Source organism: Lyngbya sp. CCY1209 (genome assembly GCF_035615495.1).
Classification (GTDB): Bacteria; Cyanobacteriota; Cyanobacteriia; order Cyanobacteriales; family Microcoleaceae; genus Limnospira.
Genome location: NZ_JAJENU010000609.1, coordinates 1 through 15,450, shown reverse-complemented (window position 1 = coordinate 15,450; position 15,450 = coordinate 1). Strand labels below are relative to the sequence as shown.

Genomic DNA, 15,450 nt, shown 5'->3' with positions numbered 1-15,450 from the left:
TGAAGATCGAGATGCGGTCGGGGCAATCCCGCGCCCCGCGCCGCGGCGGTTCCTGAGGGGGGGTCGAACCTATTCTTGAGGCTCCTCCGCCGGGGGTTCCTCTTCCGTGGCCGGACTCGTGAATTCCGGCTCGATCGCCACTTTGACCATGGCGTGGCGCAACACGCGATCGCCGAGCATATAACCCCGCATCAGTTCTTCGATCACCGTCCCCTCCTCGTGGTCGGCGCTGGCCTCCCGCATCACCGCCTCGTGCAAGTTCGGGTCGAACGGCTCGCCCTCGGGCCGCATCGGGGAGACCCCGAGTTGCTTGAGGCAGTCCACCATCTGCTTGTAGACCCCCTGATAGCTCTTGTGGATGTTCATTTCGCCGTCATTTTGGGGTTTGATCTGGGACCGGGCCCGCTCGAAATTGTCGATCACCGGCAAAAGCTGCTGGATGGTGGCACATTTGACCTGCAAATCCAGATCTTCTTTTTCCTTCTGAGTCCGCTTGCGGAAATTCTCGAAATCCGCTGCGAGCCGCCGATATTGGCCGCTGATATCCTCGATTTGAGCCTTGAGAGACTCGTTGGTTTGGGTCATCGCCAGCAACTCCTCGTTGAGCCGTGCGCTCAGATCTTCGGCCACTTCGGCTGCCGCCGGCTCGGTTTCGCCCGCGGCCGGCTCGGTTTCGCCCGCGGCCGGCTCCGCCGGAGACTCGGGTGGGGTCGGGGTGGATGCGGAATTCGCGGGTTCCGGGTCGGATGGGGCTGCACCCGCAGATTCGGTTTTCTCCTCCGGTCTGTCAGTCATTGGATCGGATACCATATCGTGTTGCTTGTTCTCGTCCATCATAGAAAACTGAGCGACGGAATTCGTCCGCCAACGGCGTCGCGAAAAACCCCGCTCTCCCTAAAAGTGCATTCAGTATTCTTTAGAAATTTTAATCAAAATCCTATCTTAGATCACTGCTTCCGAGATTTGTAAAGGGTATCATCGGAACAGAAGCGAACTCTCGGCCGGTGTCGGTTGGCGGGAACTGGAACGGACGCCCGGATCGCCCGAGACGGCAACCCTCAAAGCTCAAACCCTCCCGAAGACTCGATCGGAACCGGTTTGGGGGCGATCGACCCCGGATCGCATTCTCCCATCCGGATCGCTCTTTCACCTAGCGTAGCGGCAGCTTAGGGCGAAAGCCCCGCGTCTTTAGACCGGGGTGAGCTTACATATCACAATTGCAGCAAGTTCCGCTTTCGGACTCTCCTGGAATGATGTTTTTTAAAATTCTGACGAGCTTGTTGCCACTTGTGCACTCAACCCGGTTGACGATTTTGGGGGCGGTCGGGATTTGACCTCACCCCCCGATCGGGATGGAAGCCCGAGACAATCCGCTTAGAATGGAGCTATCACCCTTGGCACGACGCGAAAAGCTCTCCGCCCTCAGACCGTCCATCGAGGCTAAGGCTCGATGCTCCCTCAAGAAAGTTTCCCGACCCGTTTGGGAAGTCTAGACACAAGGATCTCAATCCAGCTATGACCAACACATCATCCCGGCGACGCACGGCTCTCGTAGCCCAGAGTACCACCCCTTTTGGCAACAAACTCATCCAATCCGGCTACATCGATCCCGAACGACTTCAGCAGGCGCTCCAGACCTCCCGAGGCGGCCAACCCCTGACCGAAGTTCTCGAATCGATCACCGGCCAGCCCCTCCCCCCCGAATTAGCCCGTCAGTACAAGAAACAACAGCTCTTCGAGTTAAAAATTGTCTACGGAGTCGAAGGGTTCGACCTGGAAATCGACCAAATTTCGGTCGAGGATCTCGATCGCATGGTAAAAACCCTGGAAACCTCCATCGAAACCTGCAAGCGACATCATTTTTTGCCGTTGCAGTTGTCAGAAACTGACGGTCAATCCACCTCGGTGCTGATCGCGATGGTCGATCCGGACAACCTCAACGCCCTGGAGGAGTTGAGAAACCAAATCCTGCGGCCGAAGGGGTGGACGTTGCAGCGACGGGTGATCACCCAAGAGGATTACGACAAGCTGATCTCGGCCTACAGTGACGAGGAGGTGAAGCGCAAGCAGGTGGAGGCGGCTCGCAAGCAGCAGGAGAAACTCCAGTTTGGCGAGGGCGAGTTTGAGGATGTCCAACTCGAAGAAGCCTCCGACGACATGGCCGGGATGAACCTCGACCAGCAGCTCGAGGAAGCCGAGACGGCGCCGGTGATCAAGGCGGTGAACGTCATCCTCGCCAAGGCCCTCTCGGAGGGTGTCTCTGACATCCACGTGGAACCCCAAGAGTACGAAATGCGGATTCGGATGCGGAAAGACGGGGTGCTGCAGGAGTATTTCAGATTCCCGAAAAAGGTGATTCCCGCCATCACGTCCCGTTTCAAAATTATTTCCGACCTCGACATCGCCGAACGCCGCCAGGCCCAGGACGGCCGGATTCGGCGGGTATTCCAGGGCCGGACGGTGGATTTCCGGGTCAACAGCCTCCCGAGTCGCTACGGGGAAAAAATCGTCCTGCGGATTCTGGACAGTTCTTCGACCCAGTTGGGGTTGGACAAGCTGATCACGGATCAGGAAACCCTGGCGATGGTGCGGGAGACAGCCAGCCGTCCGTTCGGGTTGATTTTGGTGACCGGACCGACGGGTTCGGGTAAATCTACCTCCCTGTACTCCGTCCTGGCGGAGCGCAACGACCCGGCTATCAACATCAGCACGGCCGAAGACCCCATCGAATACGCCCTGCCGGGAATCACCCAATGTCAGGTGATCCGGGAGAAAAATCTCACCTTCGCCAACATCCTGCGGGCGTTCCTGCGACAGGACCCCGACGTGCTGCTGGTGGGGGAAACGCGGGACTTGGAGACGGCGAAAACCGCGATCGAGGCGGCGCTGACGGGACACTTGGTTTTGACGACCCTGCACACCAACGACGCGGCCGGCGCGATCGCTCGTTTGGATGAAATGGGGGTGGAGCCGTTCATGGTGTCCGCCGCCCTGCTGGGCATCCTGGCCCAGCGCCTGATGCGGCGCGTCTGCACCGAGTGCCGCATCCCCTACACCCCGACGCCGGAAGAGTTGGGGCGCTACGGACTCTCGGCCTCCCGGGAGGTGGATGTCACCTTCTACAAGGCCAACACCATTCCGCCGGAGGAGCGGAAGAACCTCGCCGCCCAGGGCGGACTGTGCAAGAAGTGCAGCGGCTTGGGCTACAAAGGCCGGGTGGGGGTTTACGAATTCCTGAAGGTGACGGAGCGGATGCAAACTCTGATCACCAAGGGCGCCCCGACGGAACAGATCAAAGAGGCGGCGGTGGAAGAAGGGATGAAAACCCTCCTCGCCTACAGCTTGCAGTTGGTCCGGGAAGGCCACACCACTTTCGAGGAGGTGGAGCGGGTCACGTTTACCGACTCCGGCCTGGAGGCTGAGTTGAAGGCGAAGCGGAAGCAGGGTTTGACCTGCAAGGGGTGCGGCGCGGAGTTGAAGCCGGAATGGTTGGACTGTCCCTACTGTCTGACCCCGCGTTTCACGGACTAGCTCGGGGAATGATGCACACTCAGAGAAGGCGGGAGATTTCCCCAAAACCGATCGCTTCCCCGATCGCTCTGACGACGATTTTTAATGAACAACCGACAACTTTCTTGGAGGGTTATCTATGCGTGGTTTGATGATTGAGGATGTGCTGGAGTCTTTGGTGGAACAAGGAGGTTCGGACATTCATATCCAAGCCGGAGCGCCGATCTTTTTCCGCCTGAGCGGGAAACTGACTCCGCAACCTCAATTTGGCGAAACGTTAGCTCCCGAAGAGGTGCAGGTGCTGATTTTCCAGATGCTCAATAATATGCAGCGCAAGCAGTTGGAGCAGAACTGGGAATTGGATTGCGCCTACGGGGTGAAGGGACTGGCCCGGTTCCGGGTCAACGTCTACCGGGAGCGGGGCTGCTGGGCGGCTTGCCTGCGGGCGCTGGCGTCCAAAATTCCCAACGCCGACAAGTTGGGGGTCCCCCAAATCCTGCGGGACCTGACCGAGCGCCCCCGAGGTATGGTTCTGGTGACGGGACAGACGGGTTCGGGTAAGACGACGACGATGGCCGCGCTGCTGGACTTGATCAACCGGACGCGATCGGAACACATCCTGACGGTGGAAGACCCGATCGAATATGTTTTCCCCAACATCAAGAGCCTGTTTCACCAGCGCCAGAAGGGAGAGGACACCAAGAGTTTCGCCAATGCCCTGAAAGCTGCTCTGCGGGAAGATCCGGATATCATCCTGGTCGGGGAGATGCGGGACTTGGAAACCATCGGCCTGGCGATCTCGGCCGCAGAAACGGGCCACTTGGTCTTCGGAACCCTGCACACCAACTCGGCTTCGGCGACGGTAGACCGGATGCTGGACGTGTTCCCCCCCATCCAACAACCCCAGGTGCGGGCGCAGATGTCTGGCTCCCTGGTGGGGGTTTGCAGTCAAAACCTCGTCCCCAAAATCGGCGGGGGCCGCTGCGCGGCGATGGAGATCATGATCAACACTCCGGCGATGGGGAACCTGATCCGGGAAGGAAAAACCACTCAAATTTATTCCCAGATCCAAATGGGGGCGAAGTTGGGGATGCAGACGATGGAAATGTCGCTGGCCAAGCTGTTCCAAGAGGGGAAAGTGACTTGGGAAGATGCCATGAGCAAAACCTCCAAGGCTGACGAACTCGAACGGCTGATCGGCCCCCAACCCAAGGCGGGTCAAGCCAAAGCCAAAGCCAAAAGGTGATCGCGTTTGTGCGAAGCCCCCCGACGCCGGAAATGTGTTGAAGTTGGAGGACGGGAAAAAGTGAGCGGTGACAATTCACTATCCTTTTTCCCTTTTTTTTCTTATGGTTCGCAAAGACAACAGTTTGCCATTTGATCTGGCAACTGCCAGAACGGTTAGGAGAGCCGAAAATCCATCTCGGCATCTCTCCAGAGGGGGCGGTTGACCGCAAGCTGATTGCTGAAAGCTGAGTTCTGAGAGCTATCAATAGAGGTGGAATATGACGACTAATAAAATGGTTCGGAGTCACTCCCGAAAAAAGGGGTTTGATTTCAAGCAATTAGAAGAAAATATTAACGTGGCGATGGCGTCAGTGACGGTCAAAGATCTGGCGGTCTTTGCCCGCCAATTTGCCGCCATGTTCAACGCCGGTATCGCGATGGCCCGCTGTTTGAGCGTGTTGGGCGATCAGTGCGATAACGCCAAGCTGAAAAAGGCGATCAATACGATGCGGGCTGACGTGGAGGAGGGGACGGAATTATCGGTGTCGATGAAGAAGTTCCCGGATGTATTCGACCAGTTGTTTGTCAGTATGGTGGCGGCCGGAGAAACGGGGGGGGTTTTGGATGAATCCCTGGAACGTCTGGCGGTGATGATGGAGAAAAACCACAAAACCCAGAGTGAGATTAAGTCGGCGACTTCTTATCCGAAAACGGTGCTATTTATCGCGATCGCGGTATTTTTCGGGATGGCGACCTTTTTGCTGCCGACATTTGCGGGAATTTTCGAGCAAATTGGCACGGAACTGCCACTCTTTACGGTCATGATGCTGCAAGTGAGCGCCTTCTGTACGGCGTGGCCCCCAATTCGACAGATAGTTGTCATCGGACTTTTGATCGCGATCTATATTACTTATACGATCGTCTACAAAACGCCCCAGGGGAGATTATTTTTCGATAAAATTTACTTGAAACTTCCCCTGTTCGGGCCGATCATCGAAAAGTCTGCGGTGGCCCGATTTTGCATCATTTTCGGCAGTCTGACCCGTTCCGGCGTGCCGATCATGAATGCGATGGAAATCGTGCGGGACGTGGCGGGAAATCAGGCGATCGCCAACGCGATCGAATACGCCCGGGTGGAGATCCAACAGGGCGGGCTGATCAGTATCGCCCTCCAGGAAGAAAATGTGTTCCCCGGCTTGGCGATTCAGATGATCGCGATCGGGGAAGAATCCGGGGAACTCGATAAAATGTTGATGAAGGTGGGGGCGTTCTACGAAACGGAAGTGGAGGAGGCGGTCAAATCCCTCACCAGCGCCCTGGAACCGTTGATGATCGTGGTCGTGGGTGGCATCGTGGCATCGGTGTTGCTGTCGATGTACCTGCCCATGTTCAAGGTGTTTGAGAGTTTGTAAAAAATCGGATTTGGGAGTACCCATTCAGATGGGTTTCCCCAATTTCGATGGGGAGCCAGGAGAGCGGAAAATTGAACGTGCGATCGCGACAATTCATCTCTTCTCTCCGTCCCCCATCCACCGACACTGAAACGGTTCGGGTCGAAAATAGAGAAGGTCTGATTCAACATTTAGAATCGAGAGCCATTTCTCTTGCTGACTCCATCTGATGTTCAAAAGGTTTTTAAAAATGCCAGTTCAACAATCCCATTACGAAACGCTGCTGGCCGAGTACAGCAATTCGACGGCGGTGATCGCGCTGTTGCAGCAGCATCGCCCTTATTTTGAAATGATTCCGAGTCTGCGGCGCCCGGAGGAAAGTCTGATCACCCTACCGCTGCCGATCGTGCGGTTGCGGGACGGAGTTTCCTACGCCGGACATCGGGAGATCGCGATCCGCGATAGCGCACCTATCGCCCCGGATCAGGCGGTTTGTCTCCCCTGCGATATCGCCGTCATTATGTGCGATCCGGAGTGGAAAGTCAAAGTGGGGGCGGAAATTTTCGTTTTCATTCACCGTCCCCAGGAAGATCTCTCCGATCTGCTGAGGCGGTGGAGACTCACCCAGGTTTATCTAGATGGCGGTTACGAGTGGGTGATGCCCCACCATTACGAGTACATTTATTCCCAAGAAGCGGAGAAAATTTATCCCCTTTTCGTGCTATTTTCAGAAACTCCGGAACGGATCAAACGGGGGTTGCGGGGGGCCCACCTTCCCTTCGTGATTCAACATCCGAATCTGATTTCTGAACCGGCGGAGGAGGACAGTTTGGATGATGTGAATGTGGAGGAATATCACCACTGGCAGGGATGGTCTGGAGAGGACAATTGACATCCCGTCGCGGGTTTGATATCAAGACCGCTTGGGAATCAATTCCCAAGCTATAGTGCTGCGCTATAGGGATTTTCTGAATCGCCGAAAACGCCCCTTTGAAGATGCACCCCAAACATGACAATCAAGCCGGTTTCTGGACGCGATCGAGTAACTGCTGCAATTCCTCCCCTTCGATCACCTCCGTCGCCAACACTTTGAGCGCAATTTCATCCAACAATTCCCGGTTGGTTTTCAGAATGTCGATCGCCTGCCGGTGGGCCGTTTCGACGATTTCTTTCACCTCCGAATCGATCGCCTCGGCGGTTTTTTCGCTCATCGGACGCCGGAGGTTGCCGTCGCCGGTCCCCAAAAAGTTGGGTTTGCCGCCCTGTTCGTAGGCTAACGGCCCCAAAACCTGGCTCATGCCGTAGGTGATCACCATCCGTTCCGCCAAATTAGTCGCCCGCCGCAGGTCATCGGAGGCCCCGTTGGTGACGCGATCGAAGACGATTTCCTCTGCGGCCCGTCCCCCCAAAAGGGTGGCGATTTGCTCCCGAAATTCCCCCTCATCCATCAAAAACCGATCCTCCGTCGGCATCCGCAGGGTATAGCCCAGCGCCCCGACTCCCCGGGGGACAATGGAGATTTTCGCCACCTTGCCGCCCCCCGGCATCAGCGCCCCGACCATCGCATGACCGACTTCGTGGTAGGCGACGATCTTTTTCTCTTTGTCGCTGAGGACGCGGCTGCGCTTTTCCAACCCGGCGACCACCCGTTCGATGGCCTCATAGAAGTCCTGTTGAGCCACCGTTTTGCGGTGGTTTCGCGCCGCCAACAACGCCGCCTCGTTGACCAAATTCGCCAAGTCCGCCCCGCCGAAACCGGGGGTTCGGGTCGCGATCGCCTCCAGGTCCACATCCTCACCCAACTTCACCCGCTTGGCGTAAATGCCCAAAATCGCCCGCCGTCCAGCCAAATCGGGGCGATCGACCAAAACTTGGCGATCGAAGCGTCCCGGGCGCAACAGGGCCGCATCCAGAGCCTCCGGGCGGTTCGTCGCCGCCAACACGATCACCGTCTCGTCCCCGACGCCGAACCCGTCCATCTCCGTCAACAACTGGTTCAACGTCTGTTCCCGTTCGTCGCTGCTGCCGCTTTGAAACCCGCCGCCGCCGCTTCTCGACTTGCCGATCGCGTCCAATTCGTCGATAAAAATAATGCAGGGCGCCTTCTTTTTCGCCTGTTCAAATAAATCCCGCACCCGGGCGGCTCCCGTCCCCACGAATAACTCCACGAATTCCGAGGCGGAAATGCTGAAAAAGGGCACCCCCGCTTCCCCCGCCACGGCCTTCGCCATCAGGGTTTTTCCGGTTCCGGGCGGCCCCACCAACAGCAGCCCTTTGGGAATTCGGGCACCGATTTCCGTGAACCGCTGGGGATTCTTTAAAAAGTCCACCACTTCCGCCAATTCCGCTTTCGCCTCTTCGACGCCGGCGACATCTTCAAACGTAATTTTTTCCGATTCTCCCTCGACGTAAACCTTCGCCTTACTTTTGTTGAGAGAAATTGAACCTTGGGGGTCGCGCTTCATGAAAAATTGAAATGCCGCCACCAAAATCAGTGGCGGAATCACCCAATTTAACAGCGTCCGAAACCAGGCATTTTTGGGCGGGGGCGGGGCGGCAAAATCTACCCCTTTGTCTTCCAAACGTTTGGGCAGTTCCAAGTCAAAAACGGGGGTGGTGGCGAACACCTGGGGGGGATTGTCTCCCTGGGGTTTGAGTTGATAGCGAATTTCGTTATCTCCCACCAGGACGGCCTGCACCTGCCCGTCTTCCACCTGTTTGATAAAGAAACTGTAGGGAACCCGGGGGATTTTGGGTTTGGTGAGTTCGGGAATGACCCAGTTTCCGATCAAGATCGCCCCGGCGATCGCCAACAGGATATTGCCGATTTGGTTGGATTTGGGAAATTTCGGTTTTTTCTTGATGCTCATAATTTTGGGGAAAATTTACCACAGAGACACAGAGAACACAGAGGATAGAGAGAGGTGATCGGATTTGATATCACTTTTCATTTTTCATTTTTCATTTTTCATTAAAAAAGCGGACAAGGAGCGATCGCCCCCGGCCCGCTGCGGTCACAATTTGTCCGATATTTAAGAGGCGGGTGCTGGAGTCAGATCGCCCTCGTATTTGACCCGATCTAAAAGTTTCTGAAGGGCTTCCCCTTCGATCACTTCCGTATCGAGGATCTGCTCGACAATGGTTTCCATCAGATCCCGGTTGTCCCGGAGGATGTTCAGGGCCGTTTCGTGAGCCGTTTCGACGATCTCTTTGACTTCCGCATCGATCGCCTTGGCGGTGTCGTCGCTGACGCTGCGGCGGGGGTTCATCATCATATTATCCCCCAAAAAGTTGTTCTGCTGCCCCTTTTCGTAAGCCAGGGGACCGAGCACCTTGCTCATGCCGTACATCGTCACCATCCGCTCGGCCATGTCTGTGGCTCGCTGCAGGTCGTTCGCCGCCCCGGTGGTGATGGTTCCGAACACGATTTCTTCGGCGGAACGTCCCCCCAACAGGGTGGCAATTTCCCCGCGAATTTCTTTGTTGTCCAACAGGAACCGGTCTTCCTGGGGCATTTGCAAGGTGTAACCGAGGGCGGCCATCCCCCGGGGGACGATGGAGATTTTCGCCACTTTGGAACCGCCGGACACCGCCGCACCAACTAAGGCGTGGCCGACTTCGTGGTAGGCGACGATTTTTTTCTCCTTCTCGTTGAGAACCCGGCTCTTTTTCTCCAGTCCGGCGACCACCCGTTCGATGGCCTCGTTGAAGTCGGCTTGGGTGACGGTTTCTCGTTTATTGCGGGCCGCCAGCAGCGCGGCTTCGTTGACCAGGTTGGCCAGGTCGGCACCGGAAAATCCGGGGGTGCGGGTGGCGATCAGTTTCAGGTCGGCCTCCGCGTCCAGTTTCACCTTTTGGGCGTAAATTTCCAAGATTTTCAGCCGTCCGGCGAGATCCGGGCGATCGACCAAAACTTGGCGATCGAAGCGTCCCGGACGCAGCAGGGCCGGGTCGAGGGTTTCGGGGCGGTTGGTGGCCGCCAAAACGATCACCGTGGCATCCCCGGCGGCGAACCCGTCCATTTCCGTCAACAATTGGTTCAACGTCTGTTCCCGCTCGTCATTGCCGGAGTAGAACCCGGCGCCGCCCCGGGACTTGCCGATCGCGTCCAATTCGTCGATGAAGATGATGCAGGGGGCTTTCTTTTTCGCCTGTTCAAACAGGTCCCGCACCCGGGCCGCACCGGCGCCGACGAACAGTTCCACGAACTCGGAACCGGAGATGCTGAAAAAGGCGACCCCGGCTTCCCCCGCCACTGCCTTCGCCAGCAGGGTTTTACCCGTTCCGGGAGGGCCCACCAGCAGCACGCCCCGGGGGATGCGCGCCCCGATCTGCTTGTAACGCTGGGGTTCTTTGAGGAATTCGACGACTTCTTCCAATTCGGTTTTGGCCTCTTCGACCCCCGCCACGTCTTTGAAGCTGACTTTCGTGCCTTCGTCTTCGACGTAGACTTTGGCTTTGCTCTTGGTGATGGACAGGGCGCCCTGGGGTCCGCCGAAACCGCCGCCGCCGCCACGGCTTTGCAGGAACCGCCCCACGCCGATCCAAATGCCGACGAAGATCAGGGGCGGGATCACCCAACTCAGGAGGGTGGTGAGCCAGTTTTGCCGGGGCGGGGGGGCCGCGGCGAACTGCACGCCGTTATTTTCCAGGCGTTTGGGCAGTTCCAGGTCGAAAATGGGGGTGGTGGTGAGGACTTGTCCCTGTTCCTCTCCGGCTTCTGGTTTGAGTTGGTAGCGGATTTCGTCCTGTCCGACGTAGGCTTGGGTGACTTGTCCGTCTTCGACTTGTTCGATGAACAGACTGTAGGGGACTCGGGGGGTTTGCTGGCCGAAGAGTCCCGGCAGGAAGAGGTTAGCCAGCAGGAACAGACCCGCCACCCACAGCAGGATGGTGGGGATGGGCAGGTTCCCCGGAAATCTAGGCTTGTCTTTTACGCTCATTTGTGTTATTTATATCGTGAATTCAATGGCTGCTTTGGCAATTCGTGGGGTTGAAAACGGTTCGGATTTTGGTAATGTCAGTTACAGAATGCCCCGCGATGGTTTGTCTTAAATATTGCCATAAACGGGAACGGCCGCGCCGCGCACGTCTCCGGCTGCTTCGGAGGCCAGGAAGCAGATCACCTGTCCGAGGGATTCGGGTTTGACCCAGCGATCGGCGTTTTCGGCCCCCATCGCGTCCCGGTTGGTGGGGGTGTCGATGACGCTGGGCAGGACGCAGTTGGCGGTGATGTTGGTGTCTTTGGTTTCTTCGGCGATCGCGAGTGTGAGGGCGACGACGCCGGCCTTGGAGGCAGAGTAGGCGGCCATTTGTCCGCCCGGTTGGACGGCACCCCGGCTGCCGACGGTGACGATGCGACCGTAGTCCCGTTCGAGCATTTTGGCGAGGCTGTATTTGCAGGCCAAAAAGGTGCTGTGCAGGTTCAGGTCGAAGTCTTTTTTCCAGTCCTCGAAGGCGTATTCGTGGGTTTTGCCCATCGAGAAGCCCCCGACGAGGTGGATGAGCACGTCCACCCGCCCCATGTCGTTGACGAGGTTTTTGACGGCGGTTTCGTCGGTGAGATCGACGGCGACGAAGCGAATTTTCTCGAAATCGGAGGGGGAGAGGATGCCTTTGAGGCGATCGACTTCCGCCGAGTTGCGGTAGGGGATGGTCACTTTTGCGCCCCGGGTGAGGACGAGGGGCGTGACTCCCATGCCGAGTCCTCCGGTTCCCCCGGTGAGGAGTACCTGTTTGCCGTTCATCCGGATAGTCCTCCAATGTCGTTACGTTTCAACATAACGCGGCGGGGAAGGGACTCCCAGGTGGGGTTGTCGCCATCGAGCGATCGCCTTCAAACACTTGACAAAATTAGCAAAATGTGCAGTCTCGAAGCGCGATCGGCGTGTTGCTTATCATTTCTTCATATTAAAAATTACATCATTTCCTTGATTTTGGTAACTCGGGCGATCAAATTATAAAAAAGGGACATAAAATGATAGATATAGCATTACGCCGGGAAACGAGGACGTTTAACGTGTGTTTTGTGCCGACCGACTTGATGCTTTCTGACCCGAGTTAATTGTCCAAACCAGTCAAGGTAGTGCTATTGCCAGTCCAAGCCGTATTCGATTGAGAGGAAAATTCAAATGCCGACCATTAATTTGGCATGGGAAGAGTTGATGGTTCAGGGAGATGGCCGTTATTTAACCGATGCAGAATTGAAGCCCATCCACCAGTACGTTCAAACTCTCCCCGTCCGCACGAAAACCTACGAAATTCTCCGGTCAAAATCCGGGGAACTGGTCAAAATTGCCCTGAAAAAGTTCATGCTCGTCCATCCGGATGTCGTCCAGCAACATTCCAAGCGCTGCATCTACGATATGAACATGACAATTTGTCTGATGTCCGTCGCACTTTTGCGGGACGACCCCCGTTATTTTCGCGAATCTTTGATGTTGTGGTTGGCGAACATTCTCGCGTCCTACCAGCGGAATACCGCCTGCCTGAAAGCCTATCACTGTCTGGAAGAAACCATGCAGGAAAAATTGCCGAGTGCCTGCAACCAACTCCTCAAACCTTACATGGATATCATCATGGAAGTGTTGGACATCCCTCCCAAATTGATGGCGACGGTGCAGCGGGGCGGAGTCATGCCCAAGGGCTAATTCACTCGCGTTCGCCAGTCGAAAGACGGTTTTTTCGGCGTCAAAAATGACGCCGATATTCAACGCAAACAGGAGGCTAAACCATGCCGTTACACGAAACCATCACCACCACCCACAACGCATCCGTCGAAGAGCGGACGTTTGTTTTGAGCAAAATTTACCAACAGGTGCTCGAACGTCAGCCCTACGATTCCGAGCGGAAGCATTTGGCGGATTTGGAAAAAGACTTTAAGAAAGGAAAACTCGGCATCCGACACTTTCTGAAAAGTCTGGCCGTGCGTCCGATTTATTTGGAACATTTCTACGAAAATAGTTCCAATCTCAAGTTTATCGAAAATGCCTGCAAGCATTTTTTGGGGCGGACTCCCCACGGCGACGAGGAAATTCACAAGTGGGATGATATTCTACTGCGGCACGGGGTCGGGGCGTTGGTATCGGACATGGTAGACTCGGAGGAGTATCGCAAATGTTTCGGTTATTTTACCGTCCCCTACTGGCGGGAACAAGCATTGTATGAATCGGCGACCGAATATTTGGAAAACGAACGCCTCGGACACGAACACGCCGGACAGCGGGGTTGGGGACTTCCCACCCACTACCAGCAAAAACTGCACATGAATTTAGATGGGGGTGTCAATCATGAGGAAGAAGCTCCTCAACCCAATCATCAGGAACCGCCAAAACAGTCCGAAGCGGAAAAATTGGTCGTCGGAACGATGACGGAAGCCGAGGCAGAGCGGATTATGGAGTGCATCCAGGAAATTTCCGGCATTTTGTTCGAGCACCGCATCCCGGGACAGCAGCCGTCTCGTAAGCGGATGGAAAATCTGATCCGACAACAGGTCTTGGAGTTGATGACTCCGGAGGATGCCGTCTTACTCGGCGAAGTCTGACTCTCCGGTATCGATACATTATTTAACATTTGTGGAACATGAATTCCCCCAGTCAGTCATCGGACTGGGGGGCTTTTTTCTGAGGTGACTAATGATGAATTACGACATTTTTGACGAACAATATTATCTCAAGAAATATCCATTCGTTCAGCTCGGCATCGATCAAGGGATCGTCTCGTCAGGTCTGGAACACTTTCAGCGGTTCGGACAGGCATCGGGATTTACCGAAGTCTCGCGGTACTTCGACGAATCTTACTATTTGGCAAATTATCCCGATGTCGCCAACGCCGTCAATGCCGGATTTTTCTCCTCGGGACTGGATCACTTCATTCAGTTCGGTTACGAGTCGGGACTGACCCAAATTTCTGCGGATTATAACGAACTGTTTTACCTGCAAAATAATCTCGACGTGCTGCCGTTCGTGCAAAATCAGACCTTTCGGAACGGACTGGAACATTTGATCAAGTTCGGCGCCGATGAGGGGCGATTTTCCAATTCCTTTTTGGATGCGGAATATTTGGAAAATTATCCCGATGTCGCCCAACAGGTGGAGGCGGGACAGTTCCGGACGGGCCGCCATCACTACGAGTTAATCGGTCAATTTCAAGATTGGCGATCGGTGACATTTGTGGGGGGGCCGTTTGATGATATTGTCGCCGGTTTCGGTGTGGGTACCGTTGAATTAATTGGGGTGGAAGTGGGGCGGGACGCGAACGGCGATCGCATCTACGAAAGCGACGGATATGGCGATGGAAATGTGGGGGGAGAAACCGACATTCTCATCGGTTCTCCCGGTTCGGATATCTTCGTTTTGGGGGTAGGCCGTTCCCTGCAAGAACCCCCGCCCGGAGACTTTTATCAGTGGTTAAACGGCATCGCCAGAATCCAAAATTACGACCCCGAAAAAGATGTGATTCAAGTCGCCGGAACGAGGGGCAGCGGTTACATCCGAATAGACGACGGCGTCGATCTGAGGATCGCCAACGGATCGCGAGTTCCGTTCGGCATCATCGAAGGGGGTTCGGGACAAACTCTCAATATCAATTATACCGGAGAACTGCCCCTGCAAGACAGTTTTTTAGAAGATGAATATTTGTGGAATAACCCCGATGTTGTCGCCGATATTGAAGCGGGGTTGTATGCGTCCGGTTTGGATCATTATCGACAAGTCGGACAATTTGAACCCACCCGCGAAGCGACATTCGTGGGGACGGCGGGAAATGATACGGTGACGGCGTTCGGAGTTGGCCCCCACGACATTACCGGGGTGGAAGTGGTGGGGGGCGGTTCGAGACGCACCTACACCAGCACCGGAGAAAATGAGTTTGATTTGTTAATTGGAAGTCCGGGGGCCGACAATTTTGTATTTGGCACCGTGTTGCCGGGAAGTCGAATCGGTTTTTTCGGGGGAATTGAAACGTTTTATTTGGGAGAAGGAGAAGCGCGAATTCGGGGCTTCAGTCAGGCGGAGGGGGATTCCCTGGAAATGGTATTGAATCCTTCGGACACTTATACCGCGTCTCCGGTGGGTGCGGATTTGGCGATCGCAATTAATGGCGATACCATCGCCGTCTTGGAGGGGGGCGCGGGGTTGACGTTGACTCCGACGGATGTTTTTGAGGGCGCTTTTTATCAATCGTTTAAACTGATGTAAATCCGAACGATCCCCCTAAATCCCCCTTGAAAAGGGGGACTTTGTCCAAACGATCCCCCTAAATCCCCCTTGAAAAGGGGGACTTTGTCCGAACGATCCCCCTAAATCCCCCTTGAAAAGGGGGA

11 protein-coding genes are annotated in these 15,450 nt (G+C 55.6%); 7 read left to right on the top strand and 4 right to left on the bottom strand.

What is annotated here, in order from left to right; genetic code table 11:
- Window positions 1-69 precede the first annotated feature (69 nt).
- Window positions 70-834: a nucleotide exchange factor GrpE gene (gene grpE, locus LKE08_RS22875; RefSeq protein WP_324706603.1), complete on the bottom strand. Its 765-nt coding sequence runs from the start codon at window positions 832-834 to the stop codon at window positions 70-72.
- 681 nt (window positions 835-1,515) lie between these two features.
- Between grpE and LKE08_RS22870 the strand changes: the two genes are divergently transcribed.
- The 4 genes from LKE08_RS22870 (at window position 1,516) to LKE08_RS22855 (ending at window position 7,020) form a co-directional block, all read left to right on the top strand.
- Window positions 1,516-3,531, top strand: a complete 2,016-nt coding sequence (locus LKE08_RS22870) for a GspE/PulE family protein (protein WP_324706581.1) — start codon at window positions 1,516-1,518, stop codon at window positions 3,529-3,531.
- Between the two features lie 118 nt (window positions 3,532-3,649).
- On the top strand, window positions 3,650-4,756 hold the full coding sequence (locus LKE08_RS22865) for a type IV pilus twitching motility protein PilT (RefSeq protein WP_324706580.1): 1,107 nt from the start codon (window positions 3,650-3,652) through the stop codon (window positions 4,754-4,756).
- 259 nt (window positions 4,757-5,015) lie between these two features.
- Window positions 5,016-6,149, top strand: a complete 1,134-nt coding sequence (locus tag LKE08_RS22860; RefSeq protein WP_375341459.1) for a type II secretion system F family protein — start codon at window positions 5,016-5,018, stop codon at window positions 6,147-6,149.
- A gap of 229 nt (window positions 6,150-6,378) precedes the next feature.
- Window positions 6,379-7,020 (top strand): hypothetical protein, encoded by a 642-nt coding sequence (locus tag LKE08_RS22855; protein WP_324706579.1) that lies wholly within the window; start codon window positions 6,379-6,381, stop codon window positions 7,018-7,020.
- Window positions 7,021-7,144: 124 nt separating this feature from the next.
- Here LKE08_RS22855 and ftsH read toward each other — a convergent pair whose 3' ends face one another.
- From ftsH to fabG, 3 genes are all read right to left on the bottom strand, one after another.
- Window positions 7,145-8,998 (bottom strand): ATP-dependent zinc metalloprotease FtsH, encoded by a 1,854-nt coding sequence (ftsH, locus tag LKE08_RS22850; RefSeq protein ID WP_324706578.1) that lies wholly within the window; start codon window positions 8,996-8,998, stop codon window positions 7,145-7,147.
- Window positions 8,999-9,160: 162 nt separating this feature from the next.
- Window positions 9,161-11,071 carry an ATP-dependent zinc metalloprotease FtsH4 gene (gene ftsH4 / locus LKE08_RS22845; RefSeq protein WP_324706577.1) on the bottom strand — a complete coding sequence of 637 codons (1,911 nt, stop codon included), beginning with the start codon at window positions 11,069-11,071 and terminating at the stop codon, window positions 9,161-9,163.
- Window positions 11,072-11,179: 108 nt separating this feature from the next.
- Entirely contained in the window at window positions 11,180-11,875 is a 696-nt protein-coding gene (gene fabG / locus LKE08_RS22840) for a 3-oxoacyl-ACP reductase FabG (RefSeq protein ID WP_324706576.1), read from the bottom strand.
- 384 nt (window positions 11,876-12,259) lie between these two features.
- Between fabG and LKE08_RS22835 the strand changes: the two genes are divergently transcribed.
- The 3 genes from LKE08_RS22835 to LKE08_RS22825 all read left to right on the top strand — a co-directional run bounded on the left by LKE08_RS22835 (window position 12,260) and on the right by LKE08_RS22825 (window position 15,325).
- Complete coding sequence (locus tag LKE08_RS22835; protein WP_324706575.1) at window positions 12,260-12,778, top strand: phycobilisome protein; 519 nt, start codon at window positions 12,260-12,262, stop codon at window positions 12,776-12,778.
- Window positions 12,779-12,861: 83 nt separating this feature from the next.
- Window positions 12,862-13,671: a phycobilisome rod-core linker polypeptide gene (locus LKE08_RS22830; protein WP_324706574.1), complete on the top strand. Its 810-nt coding sequence runs from the start codon at window positions 12,862-12,864 to the stop codon at window positions 13,669-13,671.
- A 91-nt stretch (window positions 13,672-13,762) separates the two neighbouring features.
- Window positions 13,763-15,325, top strand: a complete 1,563-nt coding sequence (locus LKE08_RS22825) for a hypothetical protein (RefSeq protein WP_324706573.1) — start codon at window positions 13,763-13,765, stop codon at window positions 15,323-15,325.
- Window positions 15,326-15,450: the final 125 nt, after the last annotated feature.